Source organism: Rhodohalobacter sp. SW132 (assembly GCF_003390325.1).
Lineage (GTDB): Bacteria > Bacteroidota > Rhodothermia > Balneolales > Balneolaceae > SW132.
In genome coordinates this window covers 188,283-211,589 of sequence record NZ_QUOK01000003.1, presented here as the reverse complement: position 1 = coordinate 211,589, position 23,307 = coordinate 188,283, and the positions used below count along the sequence as shown (strand labels likewise).

The following is a 23,307-nucleotide window of genomic DNA, read 5'->3' as shown; positions in this document are numbered from 1 at the left end:
CACATTCTAATTACCGGAGTTCTCGCCAAATATGATGCTCTCCATATCTCGTGCCTGCAAATTCTGAAGCTCCATAACCTTCTCCCAGCTCTCCTTGCGCACGTGAGCCTGTTCACGGTCCCATTCTGCCAGCTGATTTTGGCCGATAGTTACAATCCAGGCGTCCGGGCCCGGGTCGTCAATACCGGTAATACCAGCCACGCCTCTGCTCTCGGCAACAATTTCAACCGGATAGAATTCAACCGGTACAGGAGATTGAGTTAGATTCTGGGTAAGCATTTCAGAATCTTCATCCATTTCCATAGCCGAGGGTTCATCACGCAAATCAGCAATGTAGATTCCGGTTTCTCCCTCGATGGGATGATCATAAAGAGCTGTCTTCGGCACAAGAATGGTGTCATCCGTTTCGCCATAAAAAATATCAACCGTAGCAAACATACCCGGCTGCAGAGAAGCGTCCGTTTCATGGACTTCTACCTGGGCGATGGTTGTATGGGTTATCGGATCAAGAAAAGGTGAAATTGTGGAAACCGTACCTTCAACCGGGTTATTCTGGGCTGACCCGGTCATAATTTCAGCCCTGTCGCCCGGCTGTATGTGGTTGCTCATTGATTCGGTTAGCATCACGTGAACCCGAAGGTTATCTGTATCACCCACCTGCAGCAGGCGATTTCCGGATGTAGCTCTCTGGCCAACTTCTGCATCCCGGCCACCCACTACGCCATCTACGGGCGATCTGAGTACGGTGTTTTCGAGGTTACTTCGCTGCTCTTCCACCTGCGAGGCAGCTCTGTTCATCTGGGACCGGGCGAGATCCACACTTGCTTCTGCAGCATCGATGTCAGCCTCCAGCGTTTCCTGTTCAAGAGCGGATTCCAGTTCAAGGTCGCGAAGCTCCGTAATACGAGTGAACTGTGCTTCCAGTCTGCGTAGATCAGCCTCGGACTGGCGCAGCTGAGCTTGCGCAATTTCGTGATCATGACGTGCCTGATTCAGCTGCTCCCTTACGGCGTCATCACGCAATCGGATCAGCGTATCGCCTTCACTTACATAATCACCGTCATTCACGCGAACCTCAGTAATCCGGGCGTCTATTTCAGGGTAAATATCTACCTGGTTTCGGGCCCGCATTTCGCCGGTTGTTCGCTGCACAAGCGGCAGAACACCTTTTCTCAATTCTACAGCCTCAACCGTTGTCGTCTCTGAAAGGTCGGTTTCATCCTCCTGGGTATCTTCCGAGCAAGAGGTCAACATCAAAAACAACAGAGACAGTAGAACGGAAGCTAAAGAAGCTGTTTTGTATTTTGATTGCACCATAGCTTAAAGTCCATGAAAAAAAATATTTTACAGTTACTTAACATGACTATTTAGCTGATCGTTTACCTGTTTTATTAATTTGAAATGATTTAACAATAAATGATTAAGGAAGGGTTTTTTAGAGCTTGATATAAATCAGGTCTCAAAGATGATCTGCGTTTGAGTAAAATTAAGAGTATTTACTCCTCGTTTGATAAGATCTGCAGCAGATCGAAATCTGTTAAAAAATGATAAGAATTGATGTCTGAGGTGTATAGAGCCGCGAGGGTGAGGAGAAAAAAAGAAGATGGGGTGCTAATAAAAAAGCCCGGAAAGACGAAGCATTCCGGGCCTGAAATGATAAAAATAAACCGCTGAAAATCAGTGAGAATTACCTTTCTTCAACCGGGGTCCATTCAAGATTTTTTTCGCCGATGTAGAGGGCCCGCGGACGAACCAGGCGGTTGTTGTCATGCTGCTCGATGTAGTGTGCCGTCCAGCCAGAAATCCGGCTCATGGCAAAAATACATGTGAAAAGATCCGGCTTGATCCCGAGGGAGTAGTAAACAGTAGCTGAGAAGAAATCAACATTTGGATCGATATCTTTCTCATCTTTCATCGTTTTCAGGATCGCTTCAGACCACTCATAAAGTGTGGTGTGTCCGGTCTCTTCAGAGAGACTTTTCGACATGCCACGGAGAAGTCGTGCGCGGGGATCAAAGGTTTTGTACACGCGGTGACCAAAGCCCATGATCTTCTCTTTGTTGGCCAGTTTCTTTTTGGTGAACTCAACCGGGTCAGCTGTATCGGGATCCTCATCAAGTTCCAGAAGCATGTTCATCACCGCGGTATTGGCACCACCATGCAGCGGGCCTTTGAGGGCACCGATGGCACCTGAAACGGCTGAAAACATATCAGACTGTGTGGAACAGATAGCGCGGCCGGTGAAGGTTGATGCGTTCATTCCGTGCTCAGCGTGGAGAATCAGGCAGAGATCCATCGTTTTTTCAGCCTCTTTACCGGGCTTCTCGCCATTCAGCATGTAGAGAAAGTTAAATGCGGTGCTTCCGTCTTTGAGGGGAGCAATGATCTCTTTTCCGTCACGCGCACGGGCAAAAGCTGCAATGATGGTCGGCATCTGCGCCGTCATCGCGATTGCATCATCCGTGTTATCACTGTCAGCGTCCTGAAAGTCGGCGAGCATGGAAACGGCTGTTCGAAGAACAGACATCGGCTCAGCTTTCTTGTTTGTTGATTTGATATAATTTAAGACCGGCTCTGGAAGTGATCGCTCACCGACCAGCTGTTTTTTCAAATTGTCCAGTTCTTTTTGATTGGGCAGGCGATCGTTCCATAGCAGGAAACAGACCTCTTCAAATGTTGCATTTTCAGCAAGCGTATCGATGTTGTACCCGGCATAGATCAGCTCTCCTTTTTGTCCATCGATTGCACTTTTTGTTGTTGAGAAAGCTACAATTCCTTCAAGTCCCTTATTGATGTGTGGGTATTTATCAGTATCGATGGTGTCCAAATTTTGTTTGGCCATAAGTATATCCGTAATTAAGATTCCGTGTTACAGCCTCTGCAGTTAGTTAGAGTGATATTCCGCTCTATTCAATAACGAAACTTCAGTTTTTCATGGGGGATACCCGAGATCAGAGGCGTTTAGTTTTTATATCTAAAAAATACAAAAATAGCACATACTTTAGAAGCGCTATTCAGGTTTTAGTTTTACAAAATGATGTGGCGGAGAAGTTTTAAAGCTTTTTTACAGGCGGTTGTCAGATTTTGCCTCATTCCAGTAGCGATCCATCTCTTCAAGATCTGCCTGGGCGGGTGAGCGGCCGTTTTCTCCCAGCTTTTTTTCAATGTATCGAAAACGATCGTCAAATTTTTTGTTTGCCATCCGGATAGAATCTTCAGCGTTCAGACTGAGCAGCCGTCCCACGTTTACCATGCTGAACAGCAGATCGCCGTACTCTTCAGCCTGTTCCGCTTTAGATTGGCCTTCAACAGCCTCTTTCCATTCATCAATCTCTTCGTTCAATTTTTCCCAGGCAAGTTTCCATTCTGCCCAGTCGAACCCGACATTTGCAGCCTTCTCCTGCATCCGGTGTGCTTTGATCAGTCCGGGCAGATGAGCAGGTATACCGTCCAGGATCGATTCTCTGCCTTCACTTAGTTTTATTGATTCCCAGTTTTCGGCCACCACTTTGTCATTTTCAGCAACCGTGTCGGAGAATATATGCGGATGACGGCGAATCAATTTTTCGGAGATACGATAGATCACATCACCCATATTAAAATGGTCGTTTTCATCAGCCATCGTACTGTGAAATACCACGTGAAGCAGCAGATCACCAAGTTCTTTCGAAAGCTCTTCATAATCCTCGGATTCAATGCACTCAACCGCTTCATACGCTTCTTCAATCAGGTTTTCTTTAATCGACTGGTGGGTTTGTTTGCGATCCCACGGACACTCTTTGCGCAGAATGGCGATGAGCTTGATAAAATCTTCAAAATTTTGGCTCGGTTTGATGTGGCTATAATCCATGTTCAGTGTTTCAGTTTTACAGTGTGTCAGTTCATCAGTGTGTCAGAATTTTCTTATGCATCAAAGGGGATCTCTGGTTATGACCCTTCGGCAATTATGGGATTGAATTTAATCATAAGTGGATTAATTCTCCGACCCTTTGGGTCGGAAAAGATAAAAGTCCCCCTTTGAAGGGGGAAGCGAACGGAGTGAGCTGGGGGATGACTTTCTAAGTTCAGAATGGTCCAATTCTTGGTTTTGATCCACAACCAATCATCCCCCATTGCCCCCTTCGAAGGGGGACACTCCAAAAGTAAGCTTTGTATTGAACAAAAAGTTAAGGGTTCTTAGTTGATACCTCGCGGGCTCTGCCCCGAGGTAGTTCATTTCCAACCCATCACACAACTGACACACTGAAAATCTGAAACACTGACAAACTGATATTAAGTTTCTCGTTTTTCTTTTTGAGCAGCAGGGAAGAGGATGTTGTTGAGAATCAGCCGGTATCCGGGACTGTTGGTGTGCAGGCTCAGATCGGTTGGAGGATCGCCCACATGATGGGTGTAATCTTCAGGATCATGTCCTGCGTAATAGGTGAATGTGCCTTCACCGTAGTTTCCATGCAGATATTTTACACGGTCTCTGCCGGGGGATTCGGCCAGAACAACCACGCTGTTTTTTACTTTATCGGAACGAAAAGCTGTTGTCTGACCATAAAAACCCGGAATACTGCTTACGTGATTTTGTGTGAGCATGGTGGGAACAGGATCCCATTTCGCCGAAAAATCGAATAGTGTAAAGTAATCGAGGCTCTCGCTAATACTATTCAGATTGACTTCCACATCGATATTATCGTGTGAATAAACGTAGGCGTCGGTTTCCACCTGGAAATTATGAAAAGCAAATGTGTTGGAATAATCGAGCCGATCATTCACATTAGGGTCGATTGGGTCGCCGTCGATTTCGGCCGGTACAATATCGAGATCTTTTGCAGCCAGGGCAATATCGAACGTGTTGGTTCCGGAGCACATCGCAAACATAAACCCGCCGTTCCCGATGTAATCACGAATTTCCAGGACGACATCACGTTTTAATTCACTCACTTTATTATACCCGAGTTCACTGGCGAGATCCTGAAGCTGATTCACCTGCGATATGTACCAGGGGGCATTCCTGTAGGTGCCATAAAATTTACCGAACTGCCCGGTAAAATCTTCATGGTGCAGATGAAGCCAGTCGTAATTGTTAAGCTCTCCGCTAAGAACTTCCTTATCATAAATTATATCATAGGGCACTTCAGCATAATCGAGGGCGAGCGTAACCGCATCGTCCCACGGCATATTTCCCGGCGGTGCATATACGGCAATTTCCGGTGCTGCTTCGAGATTGATCACCGCTGTATTGGAATTTGGGTTTTCCACCTCTTCAATAATTTGCCGCGCTTCACCTTCTGATATTAATTCAACAGAAACGCCTCTCACCCGGCTTTTCCGAACGATATCTGCCGTGTTGGGGGCCAGAAAGCTTCCTCCCCTGTAATTGAGCAGCCATTGGCCGGATTCGTTCGCCTTCAGATGATTGAAGATGATACCATAGGCTTTCAGGTGATCATTTTGTGAGGCATCCATCGGGATAAGTACCCGTTCCTGTGCGCTCAGATTCAGTGCGGCTCCAAACAGGAGCAGTAATGTGATAAGTATCGAGGTGATTCGGGGCATCATTTATCTAAAGAGTTTGGGGTTGGCCGGATTGCTGCAGTTTCTCGCGTACAAAGCGGGCATAAAATCCATCGGGAAACTCCAGCAGGATATCTTCAAACATCGATTCCACATCGCTTTCCGAAAGTGTACCCGGCGGCAGCGGCGCGGACTCGAATAATTCAAATTCATTTGGCGGCAGGATCTCAGAAGCGTCACCCAGTGAAGCCAGGCGCTCGGCAATAACAGCCCGCTCCCACATCATCCGTTCACGCAGTGGCGAAATTTGATTGTTTACAACCTGATCCTGCAGCATCTGCAAAACAACGGCCTGGTATCGGTACGGAAGGTGCTTGGCAAACTCTACGGCAAGATCATCGGAAAAAGGGTGGGTTGAGCTCTCCATAAAGGTTTTCATCTGCTCTAAAGCAGAATCGTACTCCCCGGTATGGATCTGCCGGATCGTTTCGCTGAAATTTTTCAGCTGGGCATGTGTAGTGTCAATCCGCGTACCATTTTTGATCCACATGCGAAGCTGAATCGCATTGTTTGCATAATAGGATGTGTTTCGACGCTCAAGAGACCGAAGCTGAATTTCAGCGAAATCAAAATCACCTGCAAAAAAATCGGACAGGCTGAGATAGTAACGGGTTCTTTCCGAAAGATTCGAATCTTCTGAGGCCCTGTCGGCTCTTGTCAAAGCCTGGCGGGTTGAAGTGTAATCTCCCTTAAAGAGAGCAATTCGCCCTTCAGCATAGAGGGTGTAAGCATCTTGAGTGCCTTCACCCGCGCCTGTATCCTGCAGCATGGCAAACCAGTGTTCCGCTTTTTCCAGATCTTTGTAGTGATCCAGCGAAAGATCTGTAAGATTCGATAAGACGCGCCCGATCCGGTTGTAATTGGGAGAGCGTTCAGTGATCTGCCGGTTCAGTTCATAGGACTGCTCATACAGCCTGTCCTGTTTTTTGGACGAGTGGAGGCCATGCTGTTCAATATATTGTGCCCACATCAGGTATGTGGAGGCTTGTTCTTCAAGTGCCCTCGTGTAGAGTGCTGATTCCGTTTCTACGTAATGGGAATAGGCGTCGGCTGCAAGTTCATATTGTCGTGCTGAACGAAGCCGGTTGCCAAGTGAAAAAAGAGAATAATTAATTTCCGGAGTCCGGTTTTCGTACTGTCTTGCAAACACAAAAGCACGCCTGTACTCTTCTGTTTCAAGAAAAAGCCAGCTAAGTAACTGGTATAGCTGGGAGTAGGCAGCGTGATCTGTCTCCATTTCGAGCAGGAAATCTTCCAGTTCGAGCGCAGCAATCTGGTAAAGCTCATCATCTCTCATGCGCAGAAATCGTTGCTGAACAAATCCCATTTGCTGCGGGTTTTCCCTGATGACCCGGTAGTATTCCAGAACTGCATCTTCAAACATACCGGCCTGCATATAGGCATTTGCCAGTTCATTTGAGAATAAGGTCGCATTGCCGAAACGGTCACGTGATTCTGCATAATGCTCGGCCGCAGCCAGGTATTCCCGTCGCTGCATCATCGATTCTCCAATATTGTGAAAAATCTGAATCTGTTGGGGATTCTCATCAAGTACCTGCTGCCACATTTCAAAAGCCAGATTTTTATCGCCATTGAGATGATGAACTTCTGCAAGCTTAATTTTGGAACGGTAAACCGAATACTCGTTGTCAACATGCCGCTGAGCAATGGAAATGGCTTCTTCATATTGATTGAGGTTTACAAGGCAGTCGATGAGCTGGTTGAAATAGGTGAATGTAGAGGGGTGTTCCTCATGCAGCTCCATTAGAATTGGGAGAGCTTCTTCGTAATTCTGCTGCTGCATATGCTGATTGGCTACTCTGAACTCAACCGACTGGGCAATTACCGGAACTGTTAGGGAGCCGAAAAACAGACAAACGGTAACCGGCAATAAAAATAGTTTAAGGAATCGAATCATGTTCTAAAAATCTTACTAAAGAGTTCATGCCGCCTGGTTTTCAGGTTCTGATAAAAAGCATTCACCGGAAATCCAACCACATTATAGTAATCACCTTCAATTTTTTCCACAAACAAGCTGCCCATGTCATCCTGTATTCCGTAGGCACCGGCTTTATCCATCGGACTTCCGGTTTCAATATATCGGTCAATTTCCAGTTCATCTAACGGACTAAAGGTAACTTTTGTTCTCTCGTAAAACGAAAGAGTGTTTATATAATTGAATTCGGAATCCGTCTCCAGGATATTAACACCACTGTATACACTGTGAACCTTTCCGCTCAGATTTCGCAAGATGGACGCAGCCTCTTGTTTATTTTTCGGTTTTCCCAGGATGGTGTTATTTTGCACAACGATAGTATCAGCAGAGATCACGATCGAAGAAGATTCATTTCGTGCAACATCTTCGCCTTTCTGCCGGGCCAGTGAGCAGACGATCTTACCCGGCTCGAGCCTGTCATCAACATTTTCTTCAATTGATGATGGAATGACGGTGACGGAAATATTCATCTGCTCGAAAAGTTTTTTCCGGCGCGGGCTGGCAGATGCCAGTACGATTGGTTTCATAAGGTGCCAATTTAAATCGTGATTTTTCAGTTAGCGTAGTTTTGAATAACTTCAACAACTGCAGTCTGGTGAAAGTCACTGCATCAGGAATATCAAAAATAGTCCGGTATTAACGATTTACCCAAAATGATTTTTCAACTTGAGTATCGTTTGGGGTTAGATTAATCCAATTCGATACGAACCGAGTATAAAACTAAAGTAATTATGGCAGCGAAACGCAGAAGAAAAGAAAAAAAACCGATGGTGTTCTCAGCACTCAACTACAAGATTTTAGCAGCCGGAGTGCTATTGGTGATCATAGGATTCACAATTATGCGTCTCGAAAACGAGGTATACGGTTTTATCTCACTCTACATCGCCCCGGTTATTATTATGGGCGGGTACATTACCGTGGTTTTTGCAATTCTCAAACGACCTGATGAGGGCGAAAAAACGGACACTGCTCCGCAAAAAAGTTGAATCGATTAACATCCTACGGGTTTATTTTTGTGCTGATATTCCTCGCCATTCTCGAGGGGAATTCAGGGGATCATGTTTCGCTGATGAAGGGCCTCGCGTTCTCAATACTGATTGCCTACGGCGCATTTTTTCTTACCTGGCTCACGATAGATGCCGTGTTGCCGGTAATTGTACTCGGCACCACGATTTATGGTTTTGGCGGCCTGATTCTTACCATCGCAGTTATTGTATTTTTTATTACGGGAAGTCTGTTTACACGCCTGAATGAAGATCACACAACCACCCAAAGTGTAGCGGGTCATGAAATACGGCGGGATGGAGTACAGGTTTGGGCCAACGGGTTCTGGATCGCATTTTTCTGTATTCTCTGGTTTTTATCTGAAATTGATATAATGCTTGGTGCGGCGTTTGGAGTGGTTGCTGTAGCTACTGCCGATACCTGGGCCACGGAGGTAGGAATCCGTAAACCCGGGCACACCATTGATCTTAAAACCCGCAAGACCGTGCCGCCCGGAACTGACGGAGGAGTTAGCTTCAAAGGAACATTTTTTTCATTTTTAGGGGCGCTGCTCATCGGCTTTTTTGCGTCGCAGGGAGTTGCGGGAAGCACACTCTGGATCCTGTTTTCTGTTACTTTAGGTGGTTTTTTGGGATGTCTGATTGATTCCTATATTGGAGCGGTTTACCAGAGAAACCCCAAATCTCTGCCTGAAGATTCTCTCTGGTTAAAACTGGACAACGATAAACAGAACAGTCTTGTAAACTGGCTTTCAACCGGCAGCGGAGGTATCATCACGCTGTTGCTTTTATTAATCATTTAACAATCATCTATGAAGTGGTATCGGAAACTGCATTGGAAAATAATTATCGGGTTGATCCTTGGCCTTCTCTGGGGACTTTTTTCAAGCCTCGTGGGATGGAACCAATTCACGATTGATTATATCCGTCCATTTGGTACCATTTTTGTCGATCTGCTGAAGTTAATTGCCGTCCCCCTGGTACTTGCCTCTCTGGTAGTTGGGGTATCAAGCCTCAATGATATGACCAAACTCTCCAGGCTTGGTGGTAAAACGATCGGTATTTATATGATTACCACGGTTTTTGCAATTACCATCGGCCTGACGGTAGTAAACGTGATACAGCCGGGAAAAACGCTGCCGGAGGAGACGCGGGTTACCCTGATGGAAAGTTACAGTGAAAACCTGGAGGGGCGCGATGAAGCTGCGCAGGCACTTGTGGACAGAAGTCCGCTACAATTTTTTGTGGATATCGTGCCCGAGAATGTGATTCAAGCTGCATCAGACAATGCCAACATGCTCCAGGTAGTATTTATTGCCATCATCCTTGGAATCGGAATCATCAACATTCCGGTGCAAAAAGGGGAGGTGCTTATCAACTTTTTTGATGCGCTGAACGATGTAATCATTAAAATCGTAGACCTGATCATGAAAACGGCACCCTATGGAGTGTTTGCACTGATGGCGGCCGTTATTGTAGATCTTGCCGGGGATGATCTCACACAGGCATTGACTTTGCTTCGCGCTCTCGCCTGGTACTGTGTTGCGGTAATCATCGGCCTGCTGATTCACGTCACTATCGTCTATTTCAGCCTGTTCAAAATTTTTAGCAAAATGAAGCTCCGCGATTTTCTGAAAGCGATACAGCCCGCGATTCTCCTGGGGTTCAGTACCAGTTCAAGTGCGGCAACTTTGCCGGTGACCATGGAGCGGGTAGAGAAAAACCTGGGAGTTGATGAAGAAGTATCAAGCTTTGTACTGCCGGTTGGTGCAACAATAAACATGGATGGAACGAGTTTATATCAAGCTGTGGCTGCGGTGTTTATTGCGCAGGCACTTGGCATGGATCTGACGATTCTGCAGCAGCTTACAATCGTACTTACAGCCACACTGGCCTCGATCGGTGCTGCAGGGGTTCCGGGGGCAGGCATTATTATGCTTGTGATTGTGCTCCAGGCGGTTCAGGTTCCTGTTGAAGGTATTGCTTTGATACTGGGTGTTGACCGGATTCTCGACATGGCCCGCACAGCTGTAAATGTTACTGGTGATGCCGCCGTTTCTGTTGCAGTGGCAAGCAGTGAAGGGATGCTCGGCAGTCTCCATTTTGATGACGATGAATAGTGCTGCTAAATAACTTAATTTCAAATTTTGATAACCTATAGAATGTTGCTTACAATCGTCTTCTCATTTCTGATGACCTTTGTATCTGCCGGTGAGGAGCCTGTAATCATCCACAATGAAGCACCTGTTGCTGCAGCTGATATTCATTCTGGTTCGTTTGAAGAGAAACTTGAAACCGCCATCGAACACTTTTATCAAACCCGGTGGGAACAGGCAGGGGAGCAGTTTGATGAGCTGAAAAAGCAGCATCCAAAGGATCCCCGTCCCTACTTTTTTGAATCGATGATGCCGTTTTGGGAATACTTTTTTGTGCAACAGCGTGGTGAACTTGCGGATCTCTTTCTGGAGCGATCTGAAAACGCTGTAGATCTGAGCAAACAACGGCTTGAGGAGCAGCCCAACGACACAACGATGGTACTGCTGCTCAGCGGCTTGCACGGATACAGAAGTCTTGTAGCGGCGGGTGAAAAAAAATATCGGGTGGCAATACAGAGCGGAATCACAGGGTTTAACTATACCCGCCAGCTTCTCTCCATCGACTCTGAACGGCCCGATGCACAAATTGGCCGGGGGATGTACTACTATATGGTAGGAACTGTTCCCCGCGAGGTTCGCTGGCTAACCAATGCCGCAGGGTTACGGGGAGATACCGAAATGGGATTTCAAGAACTGAAAAAAGCAGCTGAAAGCGACAACATTATTCGGTATGACGCACAAATGATTCTGATGTACCTGCACGAAAAGGAAGAGGAATACGATAAAGCACTTCAGTACGCCCAAAAATTGACCGACAGATTTGAAGAGAATGTGATTTTTCACTATAAACGTGGCGAATTACTCGAAAAAACAGGTGAAAGATCAAAGGCGATTGAGAGTTATAATGCCGTTATAACCCGGGATAACCCGTATTTAGGTGAAATAACCGAATTGAGCCGAAAACGAGTTGAAGACTTGCAGACATTGGGTATGAAGAATTGATTTTTTTTTAAAACTTATTGAGTATTTCTCGAATTTTATTGCTTATTTACTAAGTACTCATTGCTCTCAACCAAATCATGCCTATGGGCAAAGCGTTACGATTTAGCCTCTTTATAGTAATCGTCCCGGTACTGGCTTTTTTCCCGATATTTTCCGCTGCCGTTTTCAGCCAGATTTCCATCTACGATGCCCGCACGTTTGAGGTCTCCTTTACGGAAGGTGAGACAGAACGAACATCCGGAGGCATTGAGATCTCGGTGCGCGATCTCTTTACTGAGTCTGCCGTGCCCGAACTTCGTGGAAGAGAAGCGACCCGTTTTACATCTTCAAAAGAGCACCAGGAGGGAGGTTTCTTTGTGGATGCGTATAATGAAATTTCTGTAGGCAGCTACTATCATCAAACAGCAGAGAATGCAATCGCAGACTTGAGGTTTGTTAATCGCACACCTGACTCTTTCGATAAACTGTCCCTGGCATTCGATTTTGTTTTTTTACCGGAGCAATTGAACCGAAGGCTGAGTTATCAACTCTCATATAGAATCAACGACGGGGAGTGGGTATACCCAAGCGGCGGTAAATTCCACAGCGATTTTCTACAAACTGAAGAGCGCGGGTGGAGTACATTTTCCATGCAGATTTCAGTAGATCAGCTCTTTTTGAGATCGGGTGATGAAATTGAACTTCGCTGGAGCGCATCCGGTCTCGGCAGCGAAGAAATCATTGTTCCAATCGCCCTTCAGAAAATGGAAATCCAGCCGACCGTTGCCCCTGAGCGTGATCTTCGGGCCGGATCCCTTATCATAACAGAATTGCTGCCCCTGCACCGATACGATGGCAGTTTTCTGGAATATATTGAGATTTATAACAGCACCGAATCGGGAATCAATCTGAAGGGATTGCTGCTGGATGCCGGGTACGATGAAATTGTGGTTCAGCATAACCTGGTAGTTCCACCGTACCGAACGGTAGTTTTGGCCAATTCCAATCAACCGGACCGGATTGACTCGTTTACCGACTACAGGTTTAATGGAACTTTGCTTGGAAGCAGATCTGGTCGCCTGGATGCCCGCTTTGGTTCGCATGAGGTGGCACGCGTAATGTATGATGTCTCCGCATCGGGTATTGCACATCAGCTTGATCATCTGCGCAACGCATTCGACGGATACAGCAGTATGCGATATCTTGTTCCGGTCGGCCGTGGCTTGAATGAGCAGGTACAGGGCAGTCCCGGTGATATTGATGCGAGCCGAAAGCTGTTCACGAAAGAGATGAATCGCGAGGGATGGTATATTATCAATCCGCCGGGTGAATTATCCGAATCTTTGAACCGGAAATTTGAAAATAGCCTGACGCCACTTAAATCACAGGGCAGATCAGATCAACAAACCGAAGAAGGAAAATTTCAGCTCCCTGCCATATACTATCACGACTCGGATCAACCGGAAATTCTCTACTCAGAAGGTGTGGAGTCAGGCAGATCGGCTTCGGTACTATCAACTCGTTTTATGCCCGAACTGAATATCAGCTCTGTTCGTGCGGTTACGGGAGATTCACTCTCTGCTGACAGAATACGAACCTCTCAGGGAGGTCGGGCTTATCCTGCACTTCTCGGATGGGATAACCGAATGCAGAAATTTAAACTCATCCACACACCCGATGAGCTCATTTCAGCATGGGACGCCACTTTTGTACCATCGGATGGAGAGAATACTTATCAAACAGAACTGGTAAAATCCGATGAAGAGGCATCTTCCGGGTTGAACCGGTATCTGGCTCTTGAATTTTCAGGTGAATCGGGCAGCAATGGTAGTGTAAGGTTTGATGAAGCCCTGATCGGATTTTGGAATACACCGCAGGAAGCGGAAGGTTTAAGGATGGATCTTCCGAAGTTCTGGGCTCCGGTTCGAGAAGATGACAGTGAGTCGAGAACACCCATGATCTACCTGAAAACTCCTGAATCGGTACACCAGGCGAACAGTTTTTTGAATTTTGAATACGCACCCGAAGAACCGGTACAGGTAGCTGTTGGAATTCGATTAGGACATACAAACGGCCGGTATACCATCTCCTGGGATGAAATAGAGTCTTTGCCTGAACAGTGGCACGTACAATTTGTTGACACCGAACTGGATGAATCCATCAATATGAGGAGAGAACACTCCTACACGTTTTACGAACGATCCGACCGGGTGCTGATGGGGATGCGGGACGCAAGCCTGAATTTTACCCCTGTGGAAGAGACAGATTACAATCGGTTTTATATTAGAATTTCACCTTCCGGATCACCAGCGGATTTTGAAGAAGAAACGGATATGTCAGACTCGTTCGAACTTCGCCAAAACTATCCGAACCCGTTTAATCCGTCAACTACGGTTGTTTTTTATCTGCCTAAAACATCTGATGTTAAAGTGAGCGTATATAATGTGGTAGGCCAGCAAGTGGGTGTGTTAAGAGATGAACGCCTGTCTGCCGGAGAGCATTCTGTGGTCTGGAACGCAATGGATATGCCAAGTGGTGTCTATATTGTGCAGATGGAGGCCGGAAACAGGGTGGATACCCGAAAAATAACGCTGATTAAATAACCCTTTGACAGGTTTAATTATTTTTAATCCTGGATGGATAGAATCCACGTATAATTTAGTTATATACCCTTAGGTACAGAACAATTACGGATTTTAAAACAATTGTATAAATCGGTATTTTAACTATTTGATTTAACAATATTCGCAGACCCGTTCATGCCACTCGGTAATAATGATGTTACAGCATTTTGAAGCATGTTCACCGCCAAATTTATCAATTAAAAATCTCATAGAACTTATAGTATTTCATGCAGTTTAAGACAATTCAAGACGTAGACGTAGCCGAAATAGGGCTTGGGACTTATAAATTATACGGTAAAGAGTGCAAGAGGGCTGTGATGAATGCGCTCGATATAGGTTACAGGCTTATAGATACCGCTCAGATGTATAAAAATGAAACGGAGATCGGCGACGCCATTCGTACATCTCACGTTGACAGAGAAGACATTTTTCTCACTACGAAAGTGTGGCACACCAACCTTGAGCACGATGATCTGCTTCAAACCGTGGAGGATAGTCTCGAGCAGCTAAAAACAACATACGTAGATCTGCTTCTGATACACTGGCCAAACAAACAGTATTCGCTTGAAAAAACCATGGAAGCTATGATGGTTTTACGCGACCAGGGTAAAGCATTGAATATCGGGGTAAGCAATTTTCCGCTCGGAATGGTGAAAAAAGTAACCGAAGAGTTCCGTATCCCGATATTTTGCAACCAGGTGGAGTATCATCCATTTCTTGCACAATTCGATCTGCTTGATTATTCGTACGATCAGGATTTTCTGGTGACTGCTTACAGCCCGCTTGCACAGGGAAAGGTTTTTGAAAACGAACTGCTCAAGTCTATTGGGGAAAATCATAATAAGACAGCCGGTCAGATTTCACTCCGATGGCTGATTGAACAGGAAAACGTTGTGGCGATACCAAAAGCTACCAGCGAAACTCACCTGCAAGAGAACATCGATATTTTTGATTTTGAATTATCAGATGAAGAGTTCAATTCTATTGATGAATTAGATAAAACGACCCGACTGGTAAATCCATCCTTTGCACCAGACTGGGAACAATAACCAATTCATATACTACAAGGTAAACTGATCAGAGAACGGTTTTTATCTTACTTTGAAAGGATGTGAGAAAATAACGTATCAATACGTATTGAGAATTATAAAATTCACCACGAAGCCACGAGGGCTCGAAGATTCACGAAGTGGAATTGTCTGATTCTTTTAAACTTCGTGTATCTTCGTGACTTTGTGCCTTCGTGGTAAAAATAAATGGCTCATATATTTGATGGTGAATTTTCTCACAGCCTCTTGAAGGGGGAAGTGATGTCGGTCGGCCGGGGGTGGGTCAAAAAGACCGGGTGCTTAGATTAAACTCACAAACTTACATTAATCAGGTGCTGATTAATAGGTACCCACTTTTTGACAGCCCTGTATAGGATCTTTATGGGGGAAGGAGGGAGACCCCCCACGATAAACTCCATATTGATCAAAAAGTGATGGATCCAGGTTCATGCCACGCAGGTTCTGCCCGAGGCAGTTCATGGTCAGAGAGAAAAATCCCTCAAAATAGTTCAGTCAGGACATTTTTGATGGATAATTAAATATCAATACCAATTATAAATGAAGAGTGAGTGAGAATGATAAAGGAGCTTCCGAAAAAAGCGAAGATTTATTTAATCAATAATAAACTACCTCTGTACGGTGGAATTTTAACAGCTGTTTTCACAGGAGTTGCAGCATTTCTGCTTGGAAATCTTTCAGGTTACGAAGCAATGCAGATGATTGAAATAGCCATTCCGCGTATCAGCATGTTGCTGAATACGATTATACTTGCCTCTGCTACAATTCTGGCCCTGATTCTCACTCTTCTTGGAATCAGTACAGGAAGTGAATCGAAATTGAAAAAAACTCACTATCACCAGGTCTTAAGCCTTGCGAAGTTTGTTACATTCAATTTTGTAGTGGCCTTAATCTTTTTTCAGCTATTTAATATTCCAATAACGGAGTCAGATGCCGTTCCAACAGCATGGTATTCTATAGTTTACTGGTTTGCGCTGATTTCTTCATCCATGCTCAGCGGTTTAATGGTAGCTGTAATTTTAATGCTGTTTAGTACTGTTCAGAACATTATCTGTATTGTGGGGCTGGGCCAGGATCATAAATTGATATATACCGAAGAAGAAGAAGAAGGTGATGATGATGAGGATAGCAGCAGATCAAGTGAAAGCTGATCACTTCTAACGTCATTGATCTGTATAAAATAGAAAGGTTTTCCAATCTGGTACGAACGAATTTTCGTTGTACTCTATTTGAATAAGTGTAAACAGAAAAGGCTGATGCCCAAAAATAGCATCGGTTAATTTTATAGTTCAACACTTACCTGTTGTTTATGCTTAAAAAATCAGATTATTTCATTCTTCTCGCCGCACTGCTTTCCATGGTACTTTCAATCTGGCTCTGGTTTAGCGGATCTACTGACGCCGGTTTATTTGTAGGAATCTGGGTGCCATCCATCCTCGGTTTTGGAGCGTACTTTAAAATTCTCAGCAGGAGGGCGCAATGACTCTCCCATTTATTTTTTCCTCGGGAATCATCGTAGTCATTCTCTTTTTGATAGGGGTGATTTACACCTTCAAAGAATTTAAAGAGATGGAAAAACATCCGGAAGATTACAGACGAAACTACGACAGGGCGTCTATCGATAAAAACCCGGATAAGTCTGAAAAATAGATTGTTGGCTGAATATCTAACTATCCCGACCACCTGGATAAACCCTCCGCAAGAAGATCTCCGTTGTTGTCTGTAATCCTGTGTAATATTTCGGTTTCCCCCTTACTTTCTGCAGTCATATGCACTGTGCCGGTTTCAGAGACTTCGCGATGATACTGTATCTTAATCTCTCTGCAAATCAGACCTTTTGTGAGAGATTCAGGAAGGTGCCCGGTCATCCATTCAATATATTTCACGTTATTCACATGATTATTCATGTCGAAATCGTACCGGCTCACCGAAATTTCTTTTTCTATATCTGGCCTATCAATGGTGCCAAATGGATCTTTATCAACGGGAAGCATATGCTTGTCTACATCGAGACCCATTTCTAAAATTTCCTTTGGCATTCGCATCGGGCGGCGGTTCTCCATGTTCAGCACCATCCACTGGCTGACACCAACCCCGAGCCGCTCGCCGGATTCATCCACCAGCTCATAATCCCTGAAAGCCCGGATTCCGTCACCGGAGGAGGGCCAGGTGTTGACCGAAACATGCTGCCACCGCTCCGGGAATGTCTCGATTTTGATATGAAGCCGGAACAAAACCCAGGTGGCGCCTTTCTCCTGCAGGTCTGATATATCAAAATGGAGATCGTGGGCATTTTTCCCCGCTGCCTCCTGGAAATAATCGGCAATACAGGGAAGGGTAACCTTTCCGGTTCCGTCAACTTCATAGGACCGGATAACGAAGGGTTCTCGATGTTTGATAGTCGGCATAATGGTTTGAATAGATAACAAGTTTGTTTGATACAATGATGAATGATTTTAGGGTACGTTACAGATTGCGGAGAAACAAATGGAATCAATAGAGATTGGGTGAATACGATCCTGAGCCACTAATTTTACCCAAAAGCGATGCAAAACTATTTAAAAAGTGAATTCTACAGCCCCGATGTTTCGGGGTTGTGGGTGAAATGTATTCAGCTTTAAAAAATGCTTCGACAATGTTGGAAAGAAATAGAGATTCTTAAACTATTTGGAATCGTTTTTACCACGAGGACACTAAGACTCGAAGTACCACGAAGTGCATTATTATCAGGGTTCTAACCTTCGTGAAACCTTCGTGTTTTCGTGCCTTCGTGGCGAGAACACTTGTTGATTTGTTACCCTTAATTCTATCATTATCCTTCAGATTTTCTTATTAAGATTGAAATGCTATGATTTTCGTTACCCACAACCCCGAAACTTCGGAGCTGTAGAACCAAAAAGTGAAAGGCAAAAAGAGGGAAACTCTAGAATAATCTCCATATCGATCAATAAGTTATGGGATCCAGGTTGATTCATCGTTGGCTCTGCTCCGAGGTAGTTCGTTTTATTACCGCAAGAGGCGCAAAAAGCCGCGGTGGCTATTGATTCATCTTCTTTGCGTATTTAGCGACCTTGGTGGCCTGTTTTCTTTTCATAAATCATTATCTAGCAACCTGAGTTCGATTAATAATCTAATTCATTTATTCAGAATCAAGTCTCCCCTAAAAAGGGGAGATATAGAGGGGTGTTCATCGGTTTTTTCCAGATCTGATGGACATCCCCCTCAATTCCCCTTTTCTAAGGGGGAGTTTTTATCCATTATTCAAGAATAGAACTGAGGTTAACAGGCTCCTCAAAGCTCTCTTCAAAAGTCTCGGAAAAAACTCATTTTCATGATTAATTTTTTGGTAAAAATTCATGCAAGAAAAAATGATATTAAGCATGATATTTAAATCAGAAATGAGACGATATTGATCAGAAAAAAAATCTGCATAGAAATTACAACCTCTGCTCTCAATTGGTTTTATGAAGTTTTATCAAGCGTATTAGAGCAGAGATTGAATATGTGGATAAATCGGGGAAAATGTGGATAACTCTCAGGAATCATGTTCAGATCGTTCTAAGAGCATTTTAATGCAATTTTGATTTGTGTATAATCTATGTGCAACCTTACCTGCGCCGTTTTTGAGGCTCTTACCGGTCGCTTCGTGGTTTCACAAAAAATATTCAAATTAAGATCTAAAAAAATATTCAGAACAATTGTGGATAACCCCGGCTGTTTGTGGAAAAGTATTTGAGAAAAAAGTTGAAGCTCGAACTCTGCGGGGATATCTTAATTAACCACGCAGGAAGCGACGCTGTAGCTCCTATAGCGAAGAGAATTTAGCAAGCAGTACAAGTAATTATATTTTTAATCCGCACACATCTATATTTATGAAATTTAGCCGATTCCACACAAAAAAAAGCTGGAAAACTCCCTTCGAGAAGACCGAATTTGAAGCCAGAAGATCCGTAATCAAAAATCCTGACGGATCGCTCATCTTTGAGATGGAGAACGTAAATGTTCCCAAGAGCTGGTCGCAGGTTGCTACCGATATCATCGCTCAGAAATATTTCCGTAAAGCGGGTGTGCCGGTCAAGCTGAAAAAGGTGGAGGAGAAAGGTGTGCCGGAATGGCTGCAGCGGTCGGAAGAGGATAAAACCGCGCTGAAGAAACTGGATGAGGACGATCGCTATACGCATGAAGTTGACAGCCGCCAGGTGTTTTCGCGGCTGGCCGGGTGCTGGACCTATTGGGGCTGGAAGCACGACTATTTTGATTCCGAGGATGATGCAAAGGTTTTCTATGATGAGCTCTGCTACATGCTCGCTAATCAGATGGCGGCGCCCAACAGTCCGCAGTGGTTCAACACCGGTCTTTACTGGGCGTACGGGATCAACGGTCCGGCCCAGGGGCACTATTATGTGGACGCCAAGACCGGCAAACTGAAGAAATCAAAAGATGCCTATTCACATCCGCAGCCACATGCGTGCTTCATCCAGAGCGTGGATGACGACCTGGTGAACGAAGGCGGCATCATGGACCTGTGGGTTCGGGAAGCGCGTCTGTTCAAATACGGGTCGGGTACAGGCTCCAACTTTTCCGGTATTCGCGGGGCGGGAGAGGAGCTGAGCGGCGGCGGAAAATCGTCCGGCCTGATGAGCTTTCTGAAAATCGGCGATCGTGCGGCAGGTGCCATCAAATCGGGCGGAACCACGCGACGCGCTGCCAAAATGGTGACGCTCGATCTGGATCACCCCGACATTGAAGAGTATATCAACTGGAAAGTCCGCGAGGAGCAGAAGGTTGCCGCGATCGTTTCCGGATCAAAAATGACCGAGAAGCACCTCAAAGAAATTATTCAGCTGTGCAACACGCCGGTTGAAGTGGACGGGCGGAAGATGAACGGCGCGATGAGCCGCGATCCGCTCAAAAACAAGAAACTTGGCAAGGCGATTAAAGAAGCGAAACGCAGTCAGGTGCCGCTGAACTATATTGAACGCGTGATTCAGCTCGCTGCGCAGGGCTTTACCGACATCGAATTTGACACCTACGATACCGACTGGAACTCGGAAGCCTACCTGACGGTGAGCGGACAGAACTCCAACAACTCTGTTCGCATCCCGAACAGCTTTATGAAAGCGGTGAGAGAGGACAAAGAGTGGAACCTCTACGGGCGGATTGAGAAACGAAATGCAGAAGAGGAGGGACGCGATCCCGAACCGATGAAAACGCTGCGGGCACGCGACCTCTGGGAAGATATCGGGTACGCCGCATGGAGCTGTGCCGATCCCGGAACGCAGTATCACGACACTATCAACGAGTGGCACACCTGCCCCGAAGACGGGCCGATTAAGGCGAGCAATCCCTGTTCAGAATATATGTTTCTGGACAACACCGCCTGCAACCTTGCGTCGCTCAACCTGATGAAGTATTTCAAAGATGATGACTGCCAGGAGTTTGATGTGGAGTCGATCAACCACGCCTCCCGTCTGTGGACGGTTGTGCTGGAGATCTCCGTGCTGATGGCGCAGTTTCCATCCAAAGAGATTGCCGAGCTCTCCTATAAATTCAGAACGCTGGGTCTCGGCTATGCCAACCTCGGTGCCGCAATGATGGTGCAGGGCGCTCCATACGACAGCGAGAAAGGAAGCGCCATTGCGGGATCTATCACCGCGATGATGCACATGAAATCGTACGCCACCAGTGCCGAGATGGCGAAAGAGCTGGGCACATTCGAGCGATACGACGCCAACAAAGAACATATGCTGAAAGTGCTCCGAAATCACAGGCGCGCTGCGTACAACGTGCCGAAAGAAGAATATGAAGATCTGACGATCACGCCGGTCGGCATTGATGAAACGGTATGCCCGGCCTACCTGCTGGAGGCTGCCCGTGCAAATTCTGATGAAGCGGTTGAGCTCGGCAAAAAGCACGGCTACCGTAATGCGCAGGTAACCGTGATTGCACCGACCGGAACGATTGGACTGGTAATGGATTGCGACACCACAGGAATCGAGCCCGACTTTGCCCTGGTGAAGTTCAAGAAACTGGCCGGCGGCGGATACTTTAAGATTATCAACCAGAGCGTGCCGCTTGCGCTGAAAAACCTCGGGTATGAGCCGAAGGAGATCGACGAAATTATCAACTTCGCCAAAGGGTACGGAACGCTCAACGGCGCACCGCACATCAACCCGGAGAGCCTGAAAGAGATCGGCTTTACCGATGAGAAGATCGAGGCGATCAACGCGGCGCTTCCGAGTAGTTTTGATATCAAGTTCGCTTTTAACCAGTGGACGCTCGGCGAAGATTTCTGCAAAGAGGTGCTGGAGATTACCGATGAGCAGCTCAACGACATGAATTTTGATATGCTGCGCCATCTCGGGTTTACAAAACTGCAGATCCAGGATGCAAACGACTATGTGTGCGGCACGATGACCGTGGAGGGCGCTCCTTTCCTGAAGGATGAGCATCTGGCCGTGTTCGACTGCGCCAACAAGTGCGGCCGGACCGGAACGCGCTACATCTCCGCATCGGGACACATCAACATGATGGCCGCCGCCCAGCCGTTTATCTCAGGCGCCATCTCCAAGACGATCAACCTGCCGAACGAGGCGACGATCGAGGATATCAAAGACGCCTACATGGAGTCGTGGGATAAGATGCTGAAGGCGAACGCGCTCTATCGCGACGGATCGAAGCTGAGTCAGCCGCTGAACTCCATGAGCGACGTTCTGGAGGAGCTGGAAGATGAGGATGAAGATACCGAAGAGGCTCAAAACACGGTGGTGAAAGCGGCCGAGAAGATTATTCACAAATATGTGGCGCGACGCCAGCGGCTTCCATACCGTCGGGCGGGCTACACCCAAAAAGTGAAGATCGGCGGACAGAGCGTCTACCTGCGCACCGGCGAATATGACAACGGCCAGATCGGCGAGATTTTTGTGGATATGCATCGCGAAGGTGCCGCGTTCCGGAGCCTGATGAACTGCTTTGCGATCTCCATCTCACTGGGACTGCAGCACGGCGTTCCGCTCGAAGAGTTTGTGGACGCGTTTGTGTTCACCAAGTTTGAGCCGAGCGGCATGGTAAACGGCAGCCCTCACGTGAAGATGAGCACCTCGGTAATTGACTACATTTTCCGTGAACTTGCGGTAACCTACCTGGGCCGCGAAGACCTGGCGCACGTACCGCCGGAAGACATTATGAAACGAAAACTACGTCCATCCGAAGAGGATGACGACAGGCCGGTAACCGGAACCGGAAGCCAGGCGGCCGCGCCTGAAAAGCAGCCCGAACCTGAATCTGTAACACCGGTATCGTCAGGTACAAGTAAATTTGGCATGCTTCAGCAGGAAGAGAAAGCGGACAGCGATTACGACCGCGCCAAGCAGCTCGGCTACACCGGCGACTCCTGCCCCGAATGCGGCAGCATGACCATGATCCGCAACGGCACGTGTCAGAAGTGTATTACGTGTGGTTCGACGACCGGATGTTCTTAGGGAGTGAGAAGTGAAAGGTGAAAAGTGAGAAGATCTCCCCTGGAGGGGAGACGATCAAACCGGAAGTTCCCGGTTTGATCTGAGGGGTGTTACGGAGTTTGATTAATGCCTCTAAACAACCCCATTTAATTTCACACCTCCCGGACAGAACAACCCGGGATTACACACATACTTAAAATTCAATTTCCGGCCCGTTGGGAGAAATACTCAGCGGGCTTTTTTTTTGAGGGGTATGGAGAGTTTGACCGGAGTTGCTACCCGGGAAGTCGAGCGGATGGGAGACTTGATGCAGCGGATATACTGTCTGGGTGATGTTTTTGAAAGCATCATCCTGTTTCGAAACCAAGTGTGTCGCAATAAATCTATTACAAGAAAACAACCCACGAAACGATGACGCATAATTTCCACAGTAAAGCCAGATGCTTGTTAATAATAAATCATTGAAATATTCCGCGACAGTAACACTGGCAAACGGCATGGTGTGGAATTTTAT

Annotated in this window: 18 protein-coding genes; 10 read left to right on the top strand and 8 right to left on the bottom strand. The window is 46.2% G+C overall.

What is annotated here, in order from left to right:
• Positions 1-6 precede the first annotated feature (6 nt).
• The 6 genes from DYD21_RS07915 to DYD21_RS07890 all read right to left on the bottom strand — a co-directional run bounded on the left by DYD21_RS07915 (position 7) and on the right by DYD21_RS07890 (position 8,088).
• A complete protein-coding gene (locus DYD21_RS07915) occupies positions 7-1,317 on the bottom strand; it encodes an efflux RND transporter periplasmic adaptor subunit (RefSeq protein ID WP_116034980.1) in 1,311 nt (436 codons plus the stop codon).
• A gap of 370 nt (positions 1,318-1,687) precedes the next feature.
• Positions 1,688-2,842 (bottom strand): citrate/2-methylcitrate synthase, encoded by a 1,155-nt coding sequence (locus DYD21_RS07910; RefSeq protein WP_116034977.1) that lies wholly within the window; start codon positions 2,840-2,842, stop codon positions 1,688-1,690.
• Between the two features lie 222 nt (positions 2,843-3,064).
• Entirely contained in the window at positions 3,065-3,850 is a 786-nt protein-coding gene (gene mazG, locus DYD21_RS07905; RefSeq protein WP_233505500.1) for a nucleoside triphosphate pyrophosphohydrolase, read from the bottom strand.
• 422 nt (positions 3,851-4,272) lie between these two features.
• Entirely contained in the window at positions 4,273-5,547 is a 1,275-nt protein-coding gene (locus tag DYD21_RS07900) for an asparagine synthetase B (protein ID WP_116034975.1), read from the bottom strand.
• Between the two features lie 7 nt (positions 5,548-5,554).
• Complete coding sequence (locus DYD21_RS07895) at positions 5,555-7,483, bottom strand: lipopolysaccharide assembly protein LapB (RefSeq protein WP_116034973.1); 1,929 nt, start codon at positions 7,481-7,483, stop codon at positions 5,555-5,557.
• Positions 7,480-8,088 (bottom strand): nucleoside triphosphate pyrophosphatase, encoded by a 609-nt coding sequence (locus DYD21_RS07890; protein WP_116034971.1) that lies wholly within the window; start codon positions 8,086-8,088, stop codon positions 7,480-7,482. Before DYD21_RS07890 ends, DYD21_RS07895 begins: the two co-directional genes overlap by 4 nt.
• Before the next feature lie 204 nt (positions 8,089-8,292).
• Between DYD21_RS07890 and DYD21_RS07885 the strand changes: the two genes are divergently transcribed.
• The 9 genes from DYD21_RS07885 to DYD21_RS20995 all read left to right on the top strand — a co-directional run bounded on the left by DYD21_RS07885 (position 8,293) and on the right by DYD21_RS20995 (position 16,983).
• Complete coding sequence (locus DYD21_RS07885) at positions 8,293-8,547, top strand: DUF3098 domain-containing protein (protein WP_199535487.1); 255 nt, start codon at positions 8,293-8,295, stop codon at positions 8,545-8,547.
• The gene (locus DYD21_RS07880; protein ID WP_116034969.1) at positions 8,544-9,368 is read left to right on the top strand and encodes a DUF92 domain-containing protein; all 825 of its coding nucleotides are present in this window, start codon (positions 8,544-8,546) and stop codon (positions 9,366-9,368) included. Before DYD21_RS07885 ends, DYD21_RS07880 begins: the two co-directional genes overlap by 4 nt.
• Positions 9,369-9,377: 9 nt before the next feature.
• On the top strand, positions 9,378-10,685 hold the full coding sequence (locus DYD21_RS07875; protein WP_116034967.1) for a dicarboxylate/amino acid:cation symporter: 1,308 nt from the start codon (positions 9,378-9,380) through the stop codon (positions 10,683-10,685).
• A gap of 72 nt (positions 10,686-10,757) precedes the next feature.
• Positions 10,758-11,663 carry a lipopolysaccharide assembly protein LapB gene (locus DYD21_RS07870; RefSeq protein WP_158551451.1) on the top strand — a complete coding sequence of 302 codons (906 nt, stop codon included), beginning with the start codon at positions 10,758-10,760 and terminating at the stop codon, positions 11,661-11,663.
• An 83-nt stretch (positions 11,664-11,746) separates the two neighbouring features.
• Positions 11,747-14,245 (top strand): T9SS type A sorting domain-containing protein, encoded by a 2,499-nt coding sequence (locus tag DYD21_RS07865; RefSeq protein ID WP_158551450.1) that lies wholly within the window; start codon positions 11,747-11,749, stop codon positions 14,243-14,245.
• Positions 14,246-14,493: 248 nt separating this feature from the next.
• Positions 14,494-15,315, top strand: a complete 822-nt coding sequence (locus DYD21_RS07860; RefSeq protein WP_116034960.1) for an aldo/keto reductase — start codon at positions 14,494-14,496, stop codon at positions 15,313-15,315.
• Positions 15,316-15,890: 575 nt separating this feature from the next.
• Positions 15,891-16,484, top strand: coding sequence for a hypothetical protein (locus DYD21_RS07855; RefSeq protein WP_116034957.1), 594 nt, complete (start codon positions 15,891-15,893; stop codon positions 16,482-16,484).
• A gap of 158 nt (positions 16,485-16,642) precedes the next feature.
• Positions 16,643-16,816 (top strand): hypothetical protein, encoded by a 174-nt coding sequence (locus tag DYD21_RS21195; RefSeq protein WP_199535486.1) that lies wholly within the window; start codon positions 16,643-16,645, stop codon positions 16,814-16,816.
• Positions 16,813-16,983 carry a hypothetical protein gene (locus tag DYD21_RS20995; RefSeq protein ID WP_158551449.1) on the top strand — a complete coding sequence of 57 codons (171 nt, stop codon included), beginning with the start codon at positions 16,813-16,815 and terminating at the stop codon, positions 16,981-16,983. The genes DYD21_RS21195 and DYD21_RS20995 overlap by 4 nt, the downstream gene beginning before the upstream one ends.
• 20 nt (positions 16,984-17,003) lie before the next feature.
• Here the strand turns inward: DYD21_RS20995 and DYD21_RS07850 are convergent, their stop codons facing one another.
• Positions 17,004-17,741 carry an acyl-[acyl-carrier-protein] thioesterase gene (locus DYD21_RS07850; protein WP_116034955.1) on the bottom strand — a complete coding sequence of 246 codons (738 nt, stop codon included), beginning with the start codon at positions 17,739-17,741 and terminating at the stop codon, positions 17,004-17,006.
• 1,464 nt (positions 17,742-19,205) lie between these two features.
• Between DYD21_RS07850 and DYD21_RS07845 the strand changes: the two genes are divergently transcribed.
• Positions 19,206-22,814: a vitamin B12-dependent ribonucleotide reductase gene (locus DYD21_RS07845; protein WP_116034953.1), complete on the top strand. Its 3,609-nt coding sequence runs from the start codon at positions 19,206-19,208 to the stop codon at positions 22,812-22,814.
• Positions 22,815-22,986: 172 nt separating this feature from the next.
• On the opposite strand, the gene DYD21_RS07840 is transcribed toward DYD21_RS07845, so the two are convergent.
• Positions 22,987-23,292 (bottom strand): hypothetical protein, encoded by a 306-nt coding sequence (locus DYD21_RS07840; RefSeq protein ID WP_116034951.1) that lies wholly within the window; start codon positions 23,290-23,292, stop codon positions 22,987-22,989.
• Positions 23,293-23,307: the final 15 nt, after the last annotated feature.

What these genes read in the sequence shown, in the direction of transcription:
- DYD21_RS07915 (WP_116034980.1), bottom strand. Translation starts at nt 1,317, where the DNA reads ATGGTGCAATCAAAATACAAAACAGCTTCTTTAGCTTCCGTTCTACTG.
- DYD21_RS07910 (WP_116034977.1), bottom strand. Translation starts at nt 2,842, where the DNA reads ATGGCCAAACAAAATTTGGACACCATCGATACTGATAAATACCCACAC.
- mazG (WP_233505500.1), bottom strand. Translation starts at nt 3,850, where the DNA reads ATGGATTATAGCCACATCAAACCGAGCCAAAATTTTGAAGATTTTATC.
- DYD21_RS07900 (WP_116034975.1), bottom strand. Translation starts at nt 5,547, where the DNA reads ATGCCCCGAATCACCTCGATACTTATCACATTACTGCTCCTGTTTGGA.
- DYD21_RS07895 (WP_116034973.1), bottom strand. Translation starts at nt 7,483, where the DNA reads ATGATTCGATTCCTTAAACTATTTTTATTGCCGGTTACCGTTTGTCTG.
- DYD21_RS07890 (WP_116034971.1), bottom strand. Translation starts at nt 8,088, where the DNA reads ATGAAACCAATCGTACTGGCATCTGCCAGCCCGCGCCGGAAAAAACTT.
- DYD21_RS07885 (WP_199535487.1), top strand. Translation starts at nt 8,293, where the DNA reads ATGGCAGCGAAACGCAGAAGAAAAGAAAAAAAACCGATGGTGTTCTCA.
- DYD21_RS07875 (WP_116034967.1), top strand. Translation starts at nt 9,378, where the DNA reads ATGAAGTGGTATCGGAAACTGCATTGGAAAATAATTATCGGGTTGATC.
- DYD21_RS07870 (WP_158551451.1), top strand. Translation starts at nt 10,758, where the DNA reads ATGACCTTTGTATCTGCCGGTGAGGAGCCTGTAATCATCCACAATGAA.
- DYD21_RS07865 (WP_158551450.1), top strand. Translation starts at nt 11,747, where the DNA reads ATGGGCAAAGCGTTACGATTTAGCCTCTTTATAGTAATCGTCCCGGTA.
- DYD21_RS07860 (WP_116034960.1), top strand. Translation starts at nt 14,494, where the DNA reads ATGCAGTTTAAGACAATTCAAGACGTAGACGTAGCCGAAATAGGGCTT.
- DYD21_RS07855 (WP_116034957.1), top strand. Translation starts at nt 15,891, where the DNA reads ATGATAAAGGAGCTTCCGAAAAAAGCGAAGATTTATTTAATCAATAAT.
- DYD21_RS21195 (WP_199535486.1), top strand. Translation starts at nt 16,643, where the DNA reads ATGCTTAAAAAATCAGATTATTTCATTCTTCTCGCCGCACTGCTTTCC.
- DYD21_RS20995 (WP_158551449.1), top strand. Translation starts at nt 16,813, where the DNA reads ATGACTCTCCCATTTATTTTTTCCTCGGGAATCATCGTAGTCATTCTC.
- DYD21_RS07850 (WP_116034955.1), bottom strand. Translation starts at nt 17,741, where the DNA reads ATGCCGACTATCAAACATCGAGAACCCTTCGTTATCCGGTCCTATGAA.
- DYD21_RS07845 (WP_116034953.1), top strand. Translation starts at nt 19,206, where the DNA reads ATGAAATTTAGCCGATTCCACACAAAAAAAAGCTGGAAAACTCCCTTC.
- DYD21_RS07840 (WP_116034951.1), bottom strand. Translation starts at nt 23,292, where the DNA reads ATGCCGTTTGCCAGTGTTACTGTCGCGGAATATTTCAATGATTTATTA.